Here is a 17,200-nt window from a genome sequence, read left to right as displayed (position 1 = left end):
ACTAAAACTATGATATAATGAATAAGTGGGAATTTTATTTGTGGTTGCCACTCCTATAGGCAATCTAAAAGATATCAGTTTTAGAGCTTTAGAGACTTTTCAAGAAGCCGATTTTATCGCCTGCGAGGATACGAGGCACACTTTAGGCCTTTTAACTCATTATGAGATCTCAAAGCCTTTAATTTCGTGCAGGGCTGTAAATGAAGCCTCTGCCTCCGAAAAAATTGTAAAACTTTTAGATGAAGGGAAAAAAGTAGCCTATGCAAGCGATGCGGGAACACCGGCAATCAGCGATCCGGGTTCTATTTTAGTAAGGATGGCAAGGGAAGCAGGGCATACAATAATTCCTATTCCGGGTGCTTCAGCCTTTGGTGCTATAATGAGTATAGCAGGAACCTACGACAAAACGGTAGTTTTTGAGGGTTTTTTGTCGCCTAAGGCCGGAAAACGCAAACGAAGGCTTCAAGAGCTGTTTGATTTCGGGGCAGGTTTTGTTTTATACGAATCTCCCTATAGAATTGTAAAGCTATTAGCCGATATTGCCGAAATAGATAGTAACCGAGAACTTATTGTAGGAAGGGAGCTTACAAAACTCCATGAAGAGATTATCAAGGGTCCGGCAGCTGAAGTTTTGCAAAATTTTGAAAAAAGACCCTCGATAAAAGGGGAGTTTTCGGTTTTTGTTACAGGAAAATAGACTTTTGTAAAAATAAAACCTTAACTTTTGACTAAAACTAACCGATAATCGGTTAGGAAGGCAGGAAAATATGATGATAGAAAAATTGGGCGGAATTGATCCGATCAAAAATTTACAAAACACTCAAAAACCAAGAAGAATGGAAAAGGTAGAAGTTTCCGATTCAGTGCAAGTATCTCCTGAAGCTCAAAAATTATCGGAAATTTATTTTGCGATGGATGCAGTAAAGGCTGCTCCGGATATCCGCCGAGAAAAAATAGAAGAAGTTGCAAGAAAACTTCAAGATCCTTCATATGTAGACAGTATTCTGGATCAAACAGCAGATAAAATTTTAGACTCTTTAGGATTTTAATTAGAATAATTTATTGATGAAGGTACGGATAAGCCGTGCCGAATCGGCATCATGGTTTCAATATCATCTTTCAAACAATAAAGGCTGTATCTCTTTATGAGCTTACAGCCTTTTTTATTTGTGCGCCGGGGTTGTTGATTGGGTTTTATACATCTTTACTGGTTTTTATTGATACATTATGAGATAAGGGCGCGGGTTTAAGCTAAAAACCTCTTCCGGGGTCATCATGGGCTGGTCATAACCTGCACCTGCAACAGTCGGTTTTGAAAAAAGCTTAAAAGACTTAAGCGGAATATTTTGTGCGAGAGCATTATAAGCATAAGAATCTTTCTTTAATTGAGGAGAACCGAAGCCGTCCGCACAATGAATAAGCTGCACTCTTTCATAATCGCTTCTTACATTAGCTCTTTTTTTAATCATTATAGCATTAAACTGATGAATTACAAGCATTCTTCTGCCTGTAATATTATTTTCTTTTATATATTTATCCATCATTGCCTGAGCTTTGTTTATCTCATCACCCGTGACGGAGCCGATTACCTTCATCGGTTCGGTTGTACGCCATTCGGGATCCAAAGCCAAATGCACGTTTGAGTACTTCAAAAAAGGCAAAATTGCGTTCATAGCCTGTTCTACCGTATATTTTCCGATTTGATGGTCAATAAATACATACCAACCCCTTTCGGCAGCAAATTCTATATATTTTTTTACAGTAGACATACGGAGAAGACCTATATCTCCTCCCGGCCAACATGTTCCGTAAATTAAATAAAAAGCCGATATAATTCCTCTTTCCTTATTTGCTTCATCATAAGTTGCTGCAAACTCATTCATAATCGGTTCGATTTCTTCAGGAGAATATCTTCCTAAAATGCCCATAGTATAGGCCCCCGGTTTTCCATAAAGAGCAAAAATATCATTATTTAATAAAACGGATTGCAGCTTTGATTCATCAAATTTAAGAGAAGCATCCATTTCTTCTTTTGTTTTTACGGTATGTATCAGAACTTCTTGTTTGATTGGGATATTTTTTACCCACAAAGCTGACGGAAACAAGGGCTCCCACTTAGGAGACATCGAAGCAACCGGAATATTTTGCTTTATATCTCCAGACTCGGAAAAAACGGCTGAAACACAAAATAAAAAAAACACTAACCTAACGGCAAATTTAATAAGAGAAGTCTTCATTAGTACCTGTATCGGCTTAAAAAAAATAAGCTTTAATTTAGCCTTGCACCTAAGGCTAAAAAAATGTATAATAAGCCCCTTAATAAACTTGACATTATCTATAACAGTTAGGAGGTTTTGTAACTATGCAAGTTAAAGTCAGATATGCTCCCTCTCCCACCGGCTTTCAGCACATAGGCGGAGTCCGTACAGCCTTGTTTAATTATCTTTTTGCCCGCTCAAAAAGCGGAAAATTCGTTTTGCGTATTGAAGATACCGACAGAACAAGGTACAGCGAAGAATATGAACAGAACCTTTATGATACCCTTGAATGGCTCGGCCTTGAATGGGATGAAGGCGGACCGAAGGGCGGCCCCTGTACACCCTATATTCAGTCTCAAAGGTTCGATATTTACCGAAAATACGCCCAAGAGCTTGTTGATAAGGGCTTTGCTTACTATTGCTTTTGCGATTCGGAAAGGCTCGACAGAATCCGAAAAATTCAAACAATGAACAAGATGCCTCCGGGCTATGACAGGGCTTGCCGCAATTTAACCGATGAAGAGATTAAGGCTAAAATGGACGAAGGCGTTCCCTATGTTATCCGCTTAAAAGTTCCTCTTGAAGGCAGCACCAAATTTACAGATGCCCTTTTAGGCGATATTGAATGGAAAAATGAAGATATAAACCCCGACCAGATCCTTTTAAAAAGCGACGGGTTCCCGACATATCACTTGGCAAACATCGTAGATGACCACCTCATGGGCATAACCCATGTTATGCGTGCCCAAGAATGGCTTCCTTCCACCCCCATGCATGTTATAATGTACAAGGCCTTCGGCTGGGAGCCGCCCCAATTTTGCCACCTTCCCATGGTTATGGGAAATGACGGACAAAAGCTTTCAAAACGGCACGGAGCCACCAGCTGCAACGAATTCAGAAATAAGGGCTACCTAAAAGAAGCTATTATCAATTATGTTGCTATGCTTGGCTGTTCTTATGAAGACGGCCGTGATATGTACAGTCTTTCAGACTTGGAAAAACTCTTTGACATTAAGCATTTAAACAAGGCCCCGGCCGTATTCGACTATAAAAAGCTGGAGTGGTTTAACGGTCAGTATATGCGGGAAAAAACCGATGAAGAACTCTTTGCTCTTACATGGCCCTATATTGCAAATTCAGGCCTTTTCGGAAAGATAAATGAAGAAGAGCTGAAAAAAGCCGGATGCCGTTTTGAAAATCAGACCTATTTAAAGCCGACCCAAGAACAAAAAGAAGTTTTAATGAAGGTGATGCCTTTGGTAAAAGAGAGACTTCACCTTTTAAGCGAAATAACCGAAATGGTACGCTTTCTCTTTGAAGAACCGGCAGTTCCTCAGGCAGAAGAAATAATACCGAAAAAACTTGATGCCGAAACTACAAAAACCGTTCTCCAAATGGCAATCGAAGTAATGCCCAAAATTGCAGGTCTTGACGACCATGCAGGCGGAGAAGTTTTTAGGGCGGAAGCCGATGCTATGGGTATTAAGATGGGAGACTTTATGATGCCTGTCAGAATGACTGTTACCGGCAGCAGAATAAGCCCGCCCCTTGTAGGTTCAATCCAAATTTTAGGGATAGAAAAAGCTATTAAACGCATCGAAAAAGCTATAGCAGAAAGGTTTTAAATATCGAATTTGTAACTTTTATAATAACTCCGGGTTAAATCTTCGGAGTTATTTTATGAATTTAAATTTACAATACAATCAAAATCAAGAAGCAGCAGATAAAATTGCTGCATCCTTATCGGCACTGCAAGAAGAAAAATTATTTCACATAGACGTGTACGGTCTTGCAGAAGAATTAAATCTAAGCAGGGAAACAGCCTTAAATATTTTTATCCAAGGCGTATATGACGGTTTTTTTATAATCGACTGGATATATCATTGCCCGACCTGCGGAAGTGTAGCTCATGAAACCCTTTCAATACATGAAGCCGTTTCAGAAAACTATTGTCCGGCTTGTCAAAAGAACTTTAACAATACATTAGACGACAATATTGAAGTTTTCTTCTCCATTCACCCGAATATACTACCCTTGGAACCTTCATTAAAGGAAAACTATCTTGCAAAAATAGAAACTGATGTAAATGCAGGAAACTATCTTACATGGAAAACACCTAATTCCATAAAGGGAATCGATTTAATTCAAAACAACCTTTACAGGGACCTCATGGGATCGGATGTTTTAATACCGGGGCAATCCCTCCAAGTAATGAAAGCTGCAATTCTGTTTACGGATATTAAAGGCTCAACCCTTATGTATTCTGAGTTAGGAGATGCAAAGGCCTTTGCCCTTGTCAGGGATCATTTTATAATTCTATTTGATGTAATAAAAAAGTTCGGAGGTGTACCGGTAAAAACCATAGGAGACGCAATTATGGGAGTTTTTATGAATTCTAAAAATGCCGTAGATGCAAGCATTGAGGCTCAAAAAGAATTACACGAGCACTATAAAAACAACCCCGAAATTGAAAAAATTGAAGTTAAAATCGGAATTCATGCAGGCCCCGCCCTGGTTGTTACCTTAAACAACCGCTTAGACTATTTCGGCACAAGCGTCAACACGGCAGCCCGCATCCAAAATGCAGCTCAGCCGAATGAGGTAGTAATTTCAGAAGAACTTTTTAACAATCACGAAATACAAAAATCCATAGCTGCAATTACAAACAAAGTTCAGCGGCAACGTATTACTTTTAAGGGAATAAAAGAAGAATCGACGATTTACCACATAATGGTTAAAGAATAGCCTATAAAATTTTTAATGGCCCGTAAATTCGCCGCTATCGGATTTTAGAACATTCCAATGTTTTTTCTTTGCATCATTAACCTGCTGAATAGTACAGATATTATTATCTGTACTATTTTCCCGTCTATCGACTACGTAGAATCTTCCATTTTCTTCGCTTGAATGGGTTGGCAAAGACTTTATGAGCCTATCCATCTCTTTTTCTTTTATTTGGTTATTATAACAAGATATAAGTTTTATATTCTTATTATTTAAAACACTAAGCCCCATGAGTAAGTTATCGTCACACCATAGCTTTTCCAATTTTACATTATTTCGTAAATTCAAAAATTTCAAACGGTTTTCGCTTACAGACAAAAACTGCAATTCCGTATTTTTTGTAAGATCGATATCTGTAATTTCATTTTGTTTACAGTATAGATAAATTAATTTTACATTATTAGATGTATTAAGAGCCTTTAGTTTATTATTTCTGCAATATAATTCTTTTAGTTTTCTATTACTGTTTATATTCAATTCTGTCAACATATTTCCTCCACAATTAAGCTCCGTAAGATTTAAATTTTGCCTTATATCCAAAGCTGTAAGGTTGTTTTCCGATACATAAAGAAACTCAAGATCTTTAAGATTAGAACAGTTTATTTGAGAAAGATTATTTTTGCCGCAAGACAATCTTATCAACTTAGTATTTTTAGATACATCCAGCTCGCTTATATTTGTATTGTAGCAATAGCATTCTTGTAATTCCGGAAGATGAGAAATATCAAGCGAATTCAGTTGATTATCATAACAAGATAATATTTCAAGATTCTCATGACCATCTAAAGATAAATTGGATAGATTATTTTTATAGCACCAAAACTCTTTTAAGCCGGGATTATTGCTTATGTCCACCTCCGATAATAAGTTATTATTCAGCACAAGAAATGTGAGGTTCACATTTTTAGATAAATCGATATTTTTAAGTTTATTATTTGCACACCATAATTTACGTAAAATAGGATTTGAACTTATATCTATGGATGTAAGAGCATTTTCGGAACAAGCAAGAAACTTTAAATCTTTACAATTATCCGTATTTAAATATGTCAGCTCATTTTCATAGCAATATAAAGTTATAAGAGATGTATTTTTCGACATATCGAGAAATTTCAATTTGTTTTTTTGAGCTTCTAAAGTTGTTAACCCCCTAATATGAGAAACATCGAGTTCTCTGATTAGATTTTCATCACAAAAAATTTCTTTTAAATCGAAATTTTGGCTAAAATCTATAGAAGTCAAATTATTTTTACCGCAAGATAAATATACCAGATTCCTGTTATTTATAAGAGATAAGTCTTGAAGGTTATTATCGGAACAAGAAAGATGTGTTAATGAGGGATTATTAGCTAAATCAATACTTGTTATACGGTTTTCCTCACAAAAAAACCTATTTATTTTACCGTATATAGTTATAACCTCACTATCAATAGTATAATCACGATAAGCGGACATACCCGGTACAACAAAAGGCGTTATATCTTCATTTTCATCCATTTTTTTATTTGAATTTAAATCTATCCAGATAGGCTCACGGTTGGAAACAAATCTTTCAACCCTAAGCTTTATTTTTTCACCCTTTGACTTTGCCGTGGTCAAGCTTATAGATTCAGTATTCGGCAAATTTATGGGTTCTTCTTCTTTAACATCGTTTTTGCTGTCAACAGTTTTTATATCTTGTTCTTTCTCCGGCTTATTATCCGAACAAGCCGCAGCAAGAAAAATAAAGCTCATAAAAATTATAGTTTTCTTTAGTTTTTTTATACCCATAAAACAAAACCTCTCATTAAAATAATTAAGCATGATAAGGCTATGATGCCGTTTTTTCAAAATGATGTCAAGACTTTATCAACTTGAAACAGGAAACCGTAAGCCTTTACCATATTTAAATTTGCATTATAAACATTTATATGATATAATTCTTCTTACATTTATTAAATGTCCGGAGGCTTATATGCAAGGTATAGCACTTATTATTACATTTGTTATTGCTATTGCTCTTATGATTTTCGCTATTTCAAAGCTGAAAATTCATCCCTTTTTATCGATTATGGGAGTTTCGCTTCTGTTGGCTCTGGCCGCAGGAATACCGTTGATAAAGATTCCCGGCACAATAGGAGCCGGTTTTAGCGGAACTTTTACAAGTATCGGTATTGTTATTATTCTTGGTGCCCTAATCGGAACAATCCTTGAAAAAACGGGAGCAGCTCTAAAGCTCTCCGATATGGTTATCAAGGTTGTAGGTAAAAAGCATCCTGAACTTGCTATGCTGATTATGGGCTGGATAGTTTCAATTCCCGTATTTTGTGACAGCGGTTTTGTTATTCTAAACCCGATACGCAAGGCTCTTGTTCAAAGAACAAGAATTTCGAGCGTTGCAATGACTGTAGCCCTATCGGCCGGTTTGTATATTTCACACGTATTTATTCCGCCTACACCCGGCCCTATTGCAGCTGCAAGCACACTCGGCATAGGAAACAACCTGCTTTTAGTAATCGGTATGGGAGCCCTAGCTTCTATCTTCCCCCTCATAGCAGGTTATTTTTTTGCAAGATATATAGGAACTAAGGTAAAGGCTTCAGATGACAGCTCTACAAATGAAGTTTCACAATCCTATGAAGAACTGGTTGCAAGTTATGGAACTCTTCCGAACGGTTTTAGTGCCATAGCCCCTATTGTTGTGCCGATTCTTCTTATGGCTCTTTCTTCAGTTGCTTCTATGGCAAAGATGAGCGGTGTAGGTGCCGATATCTTAAAATTCCTCGGAGCTCCGATTATGGCCTTAGCGGTAGGTCTCCTTTTCGGTATCATACTTTTTGCAAGTCAAAAAAAAGCAGAAGACTTTTATATTCTCACAAATGAAACCTTAAAGGTTGTAGGCCCCATTCTCTTTGTAACTGCCGCAGGCGGTGTTTTAGGCAAGGTTATAGCTTCATCAAGCTTAGTAGGTTATATTACAGAACATGCTGCCGTTTTAAAAACCGTCGGCATTTTCTTCCCATTCCTTTTGGCTGCTATTTTAAAATCTGCACAAGGTTCATCGACGGTTGCAATTACAACTACGGCAGGAATCCTTGCTCCTCTTATGGCTCCCCTGGGCCTTGCTACCGTTCCCCTATCGGCCTTAACCGTTATGGCAATCGGAGCCGGAGCAATGACCGTTTCTCATGCAAATGACAGTTATTTCTGGGTAGTCACAACCTTCGGCGGTCTAAAGGCTGAGGACGGATACAAAACTCAAACCCTTATGACTCTTGTAATCGGTATTGCTGCAATTATAGGCATATTTATCATATCCTTATTTTTATAGAACAATTTAAAAGAGGTTAATGCTATGAAAAAGATACTGCTTATCCCCGATTCCTTTAAGGGAACAATGAGCTCGGTTCGAATATGCACTTTGATGAAAAATGAGATAAAAGAAATTTTCCCTGAAGCTCAAACCCTTTCAATCCCTGTAGCGGATGGCGGGGAGGGCAGTGTCGATGCCTTTTTGGAAGCTGTAGGCGGAATAAGAAAAACGGTTAAAGTCAAAAATCCTTTTTTTGAAGAAATGGAAGGCTTTTACGGTATTTTAAAAAATGAAGATCCGAATGCCGAAAAGACTGCCGTAATTGAAATGGCCGCCTGTGCCGGTCTCCCTCTTGCAGTAGGAAGACTTAACCCATCGCTTACCACGACCTATGGAGTAGGTGAACTCATAGCCGATGCCCTTAAAAACGGATGTACAAATATTATAACCGGTTTGGGCGGAAGTGCGACAAATGACGGCGGCTGCGGAGCTGCAGCAGCATTGGGAGTCAAGTTTTTTGATAAGGACGGAAAAAGTTTTATTCCGGCAGGCGGAACCTTAAAAAATATTGAACGCATAGATATGACAGGCCTAAACCCCCTTGTAAAAAAAGCAAAGTTTACGACTATGTGCGATATAGATAATCCCCTTTTCGGAAAAACCGGAGCAGCCTACATCTTTGGTCCGCAAAAAGGGGCAGACCCCGGCATGGTTGAAGAACTCGACCAAGGCCTAAAACATCTAGCCTTGGTTGCAGGAAAAACCGAAACCCTCAATTCCGGTTCTGAAACGGCAGAAATCCCCGGGGCAGGGGCTGCCGGAGGCATGGGCTACGGAACTCTTGTCTTTTTAGGTTCCGAGTTAAAAATGGGTATTGAAATTGTTCTTGATACGGTTGGCTTTGAGAAAAAACTGGATAATACCGATTTTGTTTTTACGGGAGAAGGCAAATTGGATAGTCAAAGTTTAAGAGGAAAGGTTATTGCAGGCGTTGCCCAAAGAGCCAAAAAGAAAAATGTACCTGTGATAGCTGTCGTAGGCGATGCAGAAGAGGGTATAGACGATATTTATAAAATGGGAGTTTCCGCCGTATTCAGCATAAACCGTCTTGCCGTACCTTTCAGCCAAGCAAAAAAAACAGCCGAGTCGGATTTAACCGCAACAATGAAGGATGTCTTGCGGCTAATCAGGATTTTTTCTATATGTTGACAAATTTTAGCATTTAGTGTAAGAATTTACCCTTTAGGAGATTACCATGGTTACAGACCCTCTCGTTTTAGCGGCCGTTTTATTCGGGCTGACATATATTTTGATGATTACCCTGACAAACCACAGACCCATAGTTGCTTGTTCATCGGCCATAATCTTTGTGCTTTTAGGGATACTCCCTTATAATGAAGTCTTTTTTGCCATTGACTGGAATGTTATTTTAATGATTGCAGGAACAATGGGTTTGGTTGCCCTCTTTACCGAATCTAAGATGCCGCAACGCATTGCAGATAAGATCATCAACGATGTTCCGAATGTAAAATGGATTATAGTATGTCTATCACTCTTTGCAGGTTTTATTTCAGCCTTTATGGATAATGTTGCCACAGTCTTAATGCTGGCACCTATTGCAATTGTACTATCAAAAAAGCTAAACATGTCACCTGTAAAACCCATAATTGCTATTTCGATTTCAGCAAACCTTCAAGGAGCAGCAACCTTGGTAGGCGACACAACTTCAATTCTTTTAGGAAGCCATTTAAACATGACCTTCTTCGACTTTTTTTGGTACTTGGGAAAACCCTCTCTTTTCTTTGCCGTTGAAATCGCAGCAGTTGCCGCCACCGGAATTATCTATTTTATTTTCCGCAAGGCCGTCCAAAAACCGGATAAGGTTGAACTTACCAAGGTAACGGATTATTTCCCTTCAATTTTGCTTCTTGTAATGATTGTGCTTATGATTGGTGCCTCATTTTTACCGGAAGACAAAAAGCCTCAAACAATAAACGGTTTAATTTGTACAGGCCTTATGGTAGCAGGTATTATCTATAATATCATAAAAACAAAAAAACTTGATATTTTAAAAGTCGTAAAAAAAGAGCTAAGCTTTGAAACCCTCTTTTTACTGATGGGGCTTTTTACCATTATTGCAGCCGTTACAAGAGCAGGCGTTATACAGGCCATTGCCGACCTCTTTTTAACCCTCGGTTCAAATGTATTTTTAATTTACACAATAATAGTTTGGGGTTCGGTTTTAATTTCGGCATTTGTAGATAATATTCCTTATGTCGCTGCAATGCTGCCCATTATACAAATTCTTTCGCAGGGACTTAATATAGCTTCGCCCATTTTGTTTTTCGGACTTCTTTCAGGCGCAACCCTCGGCGGAAACATTACTCCCATCGGGGCTTCTGCAAATATTACTTCTCTCGCTATTTTAAGAAACGAAGGCCATCAGGTAAAAAACAGCGAATTTATGAAGATGAGCGTTCCCTACACCCTTACTGCGGTTGTAATAGGTTATATTCTTATTTGGCTTTGTTACGGCGTGTAATTGTATCTTTACCAAAAAAACGGTATAATCAAGACATAGCGAATTTGCTTAATTTTTCTGGAGGGAAATATGAAAAAAGGTTATGTTCAAGTTTATACCGGAGACGGTAAGGGAAAAACGACAGCGGCCTTCGGGCTTGCTCTTAGAGCCGTGTGTGCCGGATACAAGGTTTATATAGGCCAATTCTTAAAGGGAATGAATTACAGCGAGCTAAAAGCCCCTGAGTACCTTCCCAATCTCACAATAGAACAATACGGAGAAGCTCACTTTGTTCATAATGATCCTACGGAAAAGGATATTCAAAGGGCAAATGAAGGTTTGGATAAGATTGAAAAAATAATTATGTCGGGCGAGTACGATGTTGTCATCATGGAAGAAGTAAATGTTGCCCTTTTATACGGCCTTTTTGATATTGAACGCATTCTGAATATTATCAAAAACAAACCCGAATCCGTAGAACTCGTCTTAACCGGCCGCTATGCAAATAAAAAAATAATTGAAGCTGCAGATCTTGTAACCGAAATGAAGATGATAAAGCACTATTTTAATGACGGTGTACAGGCAAGGCGGGGTATAGAATCTTAAAAAGCTGATGGAGATGGGGGGAATTGAACCCCCGTCCCGAAAAGGGAATCAGAAGCGTCTACAGGCTTATCGGTGCGAGGTAGTTGTAGGGATCCGGTAGCAGCACCGAAAGCGTCGAATCCTTAGTGTAAAAAAAGTCCCTTTTAACGTTTACACACCGCTAAAAAGCAAGCCCCGATTGGCGTCGGAATCATGCCCCGCTCGGAGCAGTGCAAAGCAGATTCCGCGATTATGCAGCTAAGGCGTAATCGAAACTGTCGTTATTTTCGGCAGTTATAGTGTTTGCCGAATCAGGAGATCGGCACTCCGCCTGCAGCTTAAGCCTCCGTCTTTCCGGTCGAAACCGGAACATCCCCAAGCTATAAATAGATTACTATATTTATATTAAATTTATATGAAAAAGTCAATACTAAGATTTTTACTAACATGGAAATCAATTTCCGTACAAGCAGCCTGACTCTTTTAAAATTCGCTAATCTATGTTATAATACAAGAGAAGGGGAAACAGCTATGAGTACTTCAAATAGAAAATATAAAGATTCAGTATTTGTAGACCTTTTCAGTGAAGATGAAAAGGCAAAAGAAAACTTTTTATCTCTCTACAATGCTTTACATGGTACGAACCTTCCGCTTTCGTCGCCGGTAGAAAATATAAGGCTCGATAATGTTATGTACATGAACATAATCAATGATGTTTCCTGCCTTGTAGATGGTAAAATCATTGTTCTTGCAGAACATCAATCCACCATAAACGAGAATATGCCTCTACGCTTTTTGGAATACATAGCAAGGCTCTATGAAAAACTGCAAGCACCGACTGACCGCTATTTAAGAAAGCTGTCAAAAATACCTACGCCTGAATTCTACGTTTTCTATAACGGCAAGGAAGACTACCCTGAAACTACAACATTAAAGCTTTCCGATGCCTTTATCACAAAACCTGAACAAGTCCCGCTGGAGTTGACGATACAAGTGCTCAATATCAACACAGACAAAGCAAATAAAGTCTTAGCAGCCTGCAAACCGCTTGAAGAATACAGCCTCTTTGTAGAAGAGGTAAGAAAACAAACCCAACTCGACAGCGAAAACGGCTTTACCAATGCGGTAAAGATATGTATAGAAAAAGGAATCTTAAAAGAATACTTACAGCGAAAATCACGGGAGGTAATCAACATGTTAGTAGCCGAATACGATTATGATACAGATATCGCAGTACAGAGAGAAGAAAGCCTAAGGATTGGCATACAACAAGGAATTGAACAAGGCTTTTCTGACGGCTCATACCAAACAAAACTTGAAACGGCAAAGCTGATGAGATATGAAAATCTTGGTATTGACTTAATTTCAAAGGTCACAGGGCTTTCCGTTGAAGAAATAAAGGCTCTATAGAAATCAGTTTTTAAAAATGGGCTGAACAGCTTCAAGAGATTTGCCAAAAAATACTGTTTTCTTTTAATAATCCTAAAAAACCCTTCTTACTCCCTTTTGCAAGAGAGAGGCAAGTAAGACGGCTATTCCCGTCCATGCAAAGATAGAAGCGGTCTCAATCTGAATCTTAGCTGTTTGAAAAGCAGAGCCTATGCCGTATTTCGGCTGGCTTAAGACCTCTGCCATTATAACAACCTTCACAGCAAAGCCCGTACTTAAAATATAACCGTTCTTCAAAAAGGGTCTTATGCAGGGAAGGTATAAACTTTTTAATCTTTTACCGAAAGGAACATTAAAATCGTAAGACATTTCTATCAGACCTTTATCTATGTTTTTTACTCCGTCTACAATGTTTCTATACAGAAGAGGAAGAACTATCAAGCTTGTTACAAAGATGGGCGTCATATTCGATTTAAACCAAATTAAGGCTAAAAGCAAAACGGATATTGTAGGGCTGGATTTTAAAATATTTTCGGGAGTCGATAAAAAATCTTCAACATTTTTATTTAAACCGGAAGCTATACCTAAAAGAAATGCAATAAAGGAATCTATAGACAATGTTATAAAAATCCTGATAAGGCTGCTTAAAATAAAAACATAAGTTTCCGGAGTTTTTATAATAACGAAAAGCGCTGATACTATTTCTTTTATAGAAGGGATAATAAGCGGAGCTTTTAAGCCTTGGGCAAATATTTCCCAAAGAATAAGGCAAAAAAAAGCCCCGCCTATTTTAAACTTATTTTGCTTTATAGTAAAAAGCATCATCAGGCAAACTTCCGCCTATAAATTTAGGATCGGTTTCAGCCAAAACCTTCAAATAAGCTTCTACAGCCGGCCTTGCTTTTTCAGCCTCAACAAAGGCTATGTTCAGCTTAGGAATAGCCTTAGATAAAATGGGAGGCGGAGGCAATGCAGCAATTTGGGAAGCATACTCGGCCGCCTTTTGAGGGTTTTCCTTTATCCATTCGGAAGACTCTTTAACTTTGTCTAAAAAGGCCTTTACATATTCGGGATGCTTTCTTAAAAATTCGGCATTTACAATTAGAGAAGCTTGAGGATAAGAAGCTCCTGCAAAGGCTTTTTTCCATTCTTCTTGAATATCAACAACAACCTTAGTACCGGGCTTTTTTGTCATAATCATACTGAGAGAAGGTTCTGCCGCAAGAGCATATTTCGCCTTGCCGCTTATAAAAGCAGGCGGAATATCTCCGGCAGCGCTTAAATACTCAAAATGCACATCCTTATCGGGGTCAAGGCCGTTCTTCTTCAGCACTTCGCGTGCAGTCAAATCGGGCGTATTATTTCTTCCGAAAGAATAAATAGTTTTGCCTTTTAAATCCGCTATCGAAGAAACAGGCTCCGAACTTATAAAATAAAGATTTCCCCAAACGATGGGTGCCAACAATTTTATATTTTTCTGTTTTGAATATAAAACTGATGCAAGATTGGTAGGAACGACAGCAATATCGGCCTCCCCCGATAAAAACCTCGCCTGTAAGAGCTCCGGACCTGAAACAATCTCATATTCGGTTTCAGAATTATCAAACTGCGTTTTTTCATACACAAGCTTTGAGAGAGCTGCAGCAGGTGCTCCTGCGGGTAACACAACCTTAACTTTAAAGCTGTCATTTGCAGATTTTTCCTTGGTTCCGCCTGCAAATAGTAAGCTAAGGCCAACAAACAAAAAAAAGAAGCTCGAATATATTTTTTTCATACTTTCCTCCATAAAAACTTTTTGTAGCAAATATAAATTTGCGAAAAAAGTTTTTTCAAGTGTGTGCCGGAAAGCACACACATATAATAATGCGAAGTTTTATACCAAAGGTATAAAACTCGGCAGATAAACAGTGAGGCTGAATTTCTGCCGAACTGTTTATCATACCTCCAAATATCGATTTCCCAGCCGGATAAGAATACTATAAATAATCTTTTTAGGTCAAGAGATTAAGTTCCTTAAAATTCAACAGTTGAACAAAATATCAATTTTGGAAACTGTTGAATTATGCCGTTTCGCAATAAAATGAGAAACGGCATATAATAAGCGATGTTTGCGATTAGCAAACTCGGCAGTGTTTTTAAGCGGTGTAACAACGCCGATTAAAATAAACCTTGGCTTAACTTACCGTTTAACTTAAGCCTGATATTTACCCAAAACACTCAAAGCTATTTTATCGTCAGGATTTATTTCTAAAACGGTTCTAAAAAAGGCTTCGGCTTCTTCTTGTTTTCCCTGTTTTAGGGCGAGGGTGCCGAGATTGGAAATAATTTTTATATTCTCGGAATCTAAACTCAGGGCATTTATAAGATATTTTTCAGCTTCATCAAAAAGTTTTAACTCCATCAAACAAATTGCAAGCTCATTGTAAACATCACAAAGAGGTTCTTTGTCTGAAATTTCGGAATTTTCTAAAAGTTCAATGGCTTTTAAAAAAGAAGATCGGGCATCTTCCCAACGGCTCATCCGTCTTAAAGCCCAGCCCAACAAAAACCAAGCATTCCAAACCTTGGGATTCTTTCTCAAAAAAAGCTTTATACTTTCGGCGGCTTTTTCTTCTTCGCCTAAATCAATATATTTATAGGCCTTTTGGAAAAACTCATCGTCAAGGGCTTGTTCCGAAATAGTTTTAAGCATCTCGGAAGCCTTAGCTTTTCGGAATTCGCCTGTTTCTGAAGAGTCATTTTCTATTTCCAAATATGTTTTTAAAAGGGATTTGGCTTTTATATAATTTTTCTGCTTTATAAAAAAATATGCAGCATTAAAAAAAGCGGCCGGCAAAGGAGGCTCAAAAAGGATAAGTTCGGAATAAAGGTCTTCGGCTTTTTTGTTAAAGCTCAAAGCATCATCGAAAAGATTTCTCATCTGACAATATTGAGCACGCTCCTCCATCAAAAGAGCAAGATTTAATTTAGTTATACCGTCATCGGGATTTAAGCCTTCAAGAGAAAGTAAAATCTCTTCAGCCATATCAAAATCATTATTTTTGATTTTGATGATTGCAGCCTGAGTCATTTCTTTACGGATATCGGGACGGAGTAAATTAAATATTTTTCGATAATATGCAATATTGGGATTTTCCCGGTCATACGCAAAAACGGTAAGCATTCCGGCTAAAATCATTTCCGGTTCCATATCTTCAGCCTTAAAATCTTCTTTTTGGTTAGGTTCGGATAATTGAATAGGAAGAGGAATAGAAGAGTCAAGAGCTTCAAAAATCTTGCCGGCTTGTTCAGCCGATATTTGTACGTATAAAAGCGAATCGATAGGATTTTGCATTTTTTCTCCTAAATATGCTAATTTGAAATTTCAGCAGGTCATTGCTAAGAAATTTGTTCCGGAGCAGGATCAGCCGGGGGCGGCGTTAGAGGAGGCGTATTGGCATTGATAGGAGACGAAACAGGCTCAAAAGATGAAGGAGGAGCCACATCTTCCAAAAAGTCATCTCCAAAACCATCCGAAGCCGGTTTACGCATAACCGAAAAATACTTATTCAAGTACATCTTATACATCATTGGAATATTCTTCGGATAATACTGAATAGCAAGAGCGACCAAGTCTTTTCTGCCTTCAACAGGTTCTGTCCTTATAGCTCTTCCCTTTATTCCGAAAACAGACTGCGGATCATCAAAAGCAAAACGAAGGATAACTTCTTTATTAACTAAAAAGTTTGCAATACCGACAAGAAGGATTTTTGCCCCAGAAAAAGAGAGGTCTCTAATAATACAGCGCCTAGGAACAGCATCTATATACACAACCGTTCCTTTTTCTACAAGACCTATTTTCCTGCTTATCTCGGGAGTAATAACAACTCTCTCATTTTGTCGTTTTTGTGAATTGATATTGGCTTCAAGTAAAACACCTAATTTTTCTATTAAATCATCCGGAGCTCTCTGGGTATATTCAAAGGTTATCAAGACAAGATCTTGGTTTCCGGCTTCATAAGAAGAAATACCGATCAACTTAGCTGCAACAAAAAAAGAAAGAGGATCTTTTCCTTCAGCATCAAAAAAAGCAAATCTTATATTTACGGATGTTATGCCGCTCCTCAATTTATCTAGAAAACCGCTTTTTTTGCCGCAAATTATTTTAGCCTTTGTCATAGAAGCCGAATTGATAATGCATGGCCATTGTCCACCGGAACAACGCACAAAAACCTGCTTAGGCTCAAAATTAAGGGTAGAAACAACTTCTCTTGAGAAAGTTACATCAATATTTTTATATAGATTGTAATATCTGTTTATCTGCTGACTTGCTGCAAAGGCCATAGGTATATGATAATAGTTATTTGCTAAAAGGTCAATAAGGCTAAAATA

The 17,200-nt window shown here is 38.1% G+C and carries 15 protein-coding genes and 1 other RNA gene; 9 read left to right on the top strand and 7 right to left on the bottom strand.

Annotated features, from left to right (window positions below):
• The first annotated feature begins 40 nt into the window (after nt 1-40).
• Together rsmI and E4N80_RS11670 are read left to right on the top strand one after the other, a co-directional pair.
• Complete coding sequence (rsmI, locus tag E4N80_RS11675) at nt 41-697, top strand: 16S rRNA (cytidine(1402)-2'-O)-methyltransferase (protein ID WP_253701066.1); 657 nt, start codon at nt 41-43, stop codon at nt 695-697.
• A 73-nt stretch (nt 698-770) separates the two neighbouring features.
• A complete protein-coding gene (locus E4N80_RS11670) occupies nt 771-1,049 on the top strand; it encodes a flagellar biosynthesis anti-sigma factor FlgM (protein WP_366797305.1) in 279 nt (92 codons plus the stop codon).
• A 165-nt stretch (nt 1,050-1,214) separates the two neighbouring features.
• On the opposite strand, the gene E4N80_RS11665 is transcribed toward E4N80_RS11670, so the two are convergent.
• Nucleotides 1,215-2,237, bottom strand: a complete 1,023-nt coding sequence (locus E4N80_RS11665) for a hypothetical protein (RefSeq protein WP_253699344.1) — start codon at nt 2,235-2,237, stop codon at nt 1,215-1,217.
• A gap of 125 nt (nt 2,238-2,362) precedes the next feature.
• Here E4N80_RS11665 and gltX point away from each other — a divergent pair, with 125 nt between their 5' ends.
• Complete coding sequence (gene gltX / locus E4N80_RS11660) at nt 2,363-3,883, top strand: glutamate--tRNA ligase (protein ID WP_253699343.1); 1,521 nt, start codon at nt 2,363-2,365, stop codon at nt 3,881-3,883.
• Nucleotides 3,884-3,938: 55 nt separating this feature from the next.
• The gene (locus E4N80_RS11655; protein ID WP_253699342.1) at nt 3,939-5,003 is read left to right on the top strand and encodes an adenylate/guanylate cyclase domain-containing protein; all 1,065 of its coding nucleotides are present in this window, start codon (nt 3,939-3,941) and stop codon (nt 5,001-5,003) included.
• A gap of 12 nt (nt 5,004-5,015) precedes the next feature.
• Here E4N80_RS11655 and E4N80_RS11650 read toward each other — a convergent pair whose 3' ends face one another.
• Nucleotides 5,016-6,812, bottom strand: coding sequence for a leucine-rich repeat domain-containing protein (locus tag E4N80_RS11650; protein WP_366796981.1), 1,797 nt, complete (start codon nt 6,810-6,812; stop codon nt 5,016-5,018).
• 184 nt (nt 6,813-6,996) lie between these two features.
• Here E4N80_RS11650 and E4N80_RS11645 point away from each other — a divergent pair, with 184 nt between their 5' ends.
• The 4 genes from E4N80_RS11645 (at nt 6,997) to cobO (ending at nt 11,461) form a co-directional block, all read left to right on the top strand.
• Nucleotides 6,997-8,352 (top strand): GntP family permease, encoded by a 1,356-nt coding sequence (locus tag E4N80_RS11645; RefSeq protein ID WP_253699340.1) that lies wholly within the window; start codon nt 6,997-6,999, stop codon nt 8,350-8,352.
• Between the two features lie 24 nt (nt 8,353-8,376).
• Nucleotides 8,377-9,543 carry a glycerate kinase family protein gene (locus E4N80_RS11640; protein WP_253699339.1) on the top strand — a complete coding sequence of 389 codons (1,167 nt, stop codon included), beginning with the start codon at nt 8,377-8,379 and terminating at the stop codon, nt 9,541-9,543.
• A 46-nt stretch (nt 9,544-9,589) separates the two neighbouring features.
• Nucleotides 9,590-10,876: an ArsB/NhaD family transporter gene (locus E4N80_RS11635; RefSeq protein WP_253699338.1), complete on the top strand. Its 1,287-nt coding sequence runs from the start codon at nt 9,590-9,592 to the stop codon at nt 10,874-10,876.
• Between the two features lie 69 nt (nt 10,877-10,945).
• Nucleotides 10,946-11,461 carry a cob(I)yrinic acid a,c-diamide adenosyltransferase gene (cobO, locus tag E4N80_RS11630; RefSeq protein WP_253699337.1) on the top strand — a complete coding sequence of 172 codons (516 nt, stop codon included), beginning with the start codon at nt 10,946-10,948 and terminating at the stop codon, nt 11,459-11,461.
• 5 nt (nt 11,462-11,466) lie between these two features.
• Here cobO and ssrA read toward each other — a convergent pair.
• Nucleotides 11,467-11,817, bottom strand: a transfer-messenger RNA (tmRNA) gene (gene ssrA, locus E4N80_RS11625).
• A gap of 154 nt (nt 11,818-11,971) precedes the next feature.
• Here ssrA and E4N80_RS11620 point away from each other — a divergent pair.
• Nucleotides 11,972-12,850, top strand: a complete 879-nt coding sequence (locus tag E4N80_RS11620; protein ID WP_253699336.1) for an Rpn family recombination-promoting nuclease/putative transposase — start codon at nt 11,972-11,974, stop codon at nt 12,848-12,850.
• Nucleotides 12,851-12,922: 72 nt separating this feature from the next.
• Here the strand turns inward: E4N80_RS11620 and E4N80_RS11615 are convergent, their stop codons facing one another.
• The 4 genes from E4N80_RS11615 to E4N80_RS11600 all read right to left on the bottom strand — a co-directional run bounded on the left by E4N80_RS11615 (nt 12,923) and on the right by E4N80_RS11600 (nt 17,152).
• Nucleotides 12,923-13,654 (bottom strand): ABC transporter permease, encoded by a 732-nt coding sequence (locus E4N80_RS11615; RefSeq protein ID WP_253699335.1) that lies wholly within the window; start codon nt 13,652-13,654, stop codon nt 12,923-12,925.
• Nucleotides 13,626-14,603 (bottom strand): ABC transporter substrate-binding protein, encoded by a 978-nt coding sequence (locus E4N80_RS11610; RefSeq protein ID WP_253699334.1) that lies wholly within the window; start codon nt 14,601-14,603, stop codon nt 13,626-13,628. Before E4N80_RS11610 ends, E4N80_RS11615 begins: the two co-directional genes overlap by 29 nt.
• 417 nt (nt 14,604-15,020) lie before the next feature.
• On the bottom strand, nt 15,021-16,163 hold the full coding sequence (locus E4N80_RS11605; RefSeq protein ID WP_253699333.1) for a tetratricopeptide repeat protein: 1,143 nt from the start codon (nt 16,161-16,163) through the stop codon (nt 15,021-15,023).
• A gap of 44 nt (nt 16,164-16,207) precedes the next feature.
• Nucleotides 16,208-17,152, bottom strand: coding sequence for a cyclic di-GMP binding protein (locus E4N80_RS11600; protein WP_253699332.1), 945 nt, complete (start codon nt 17,150-17,152; stop codon nt 16,208-16,210).
• Nucleotides 17,153-17,200 lie beyond the last annotated feature (48 nt).

Origin of the sequence: Treponema denticola, from assembly GCF_024181605.1 — a bacterium.
Taxonomy (GTDB): domain Bacteria; phylum Spirochaetota; class Spirochaetia; order Treponematales; family Treponemataceae; genus Treponema_B; species Treponema_B denticola_B.
Note: the sequence above shows the minus strand (reverse complement) of the source record. Positions and strands in the feature narration are given on the sequence as shown.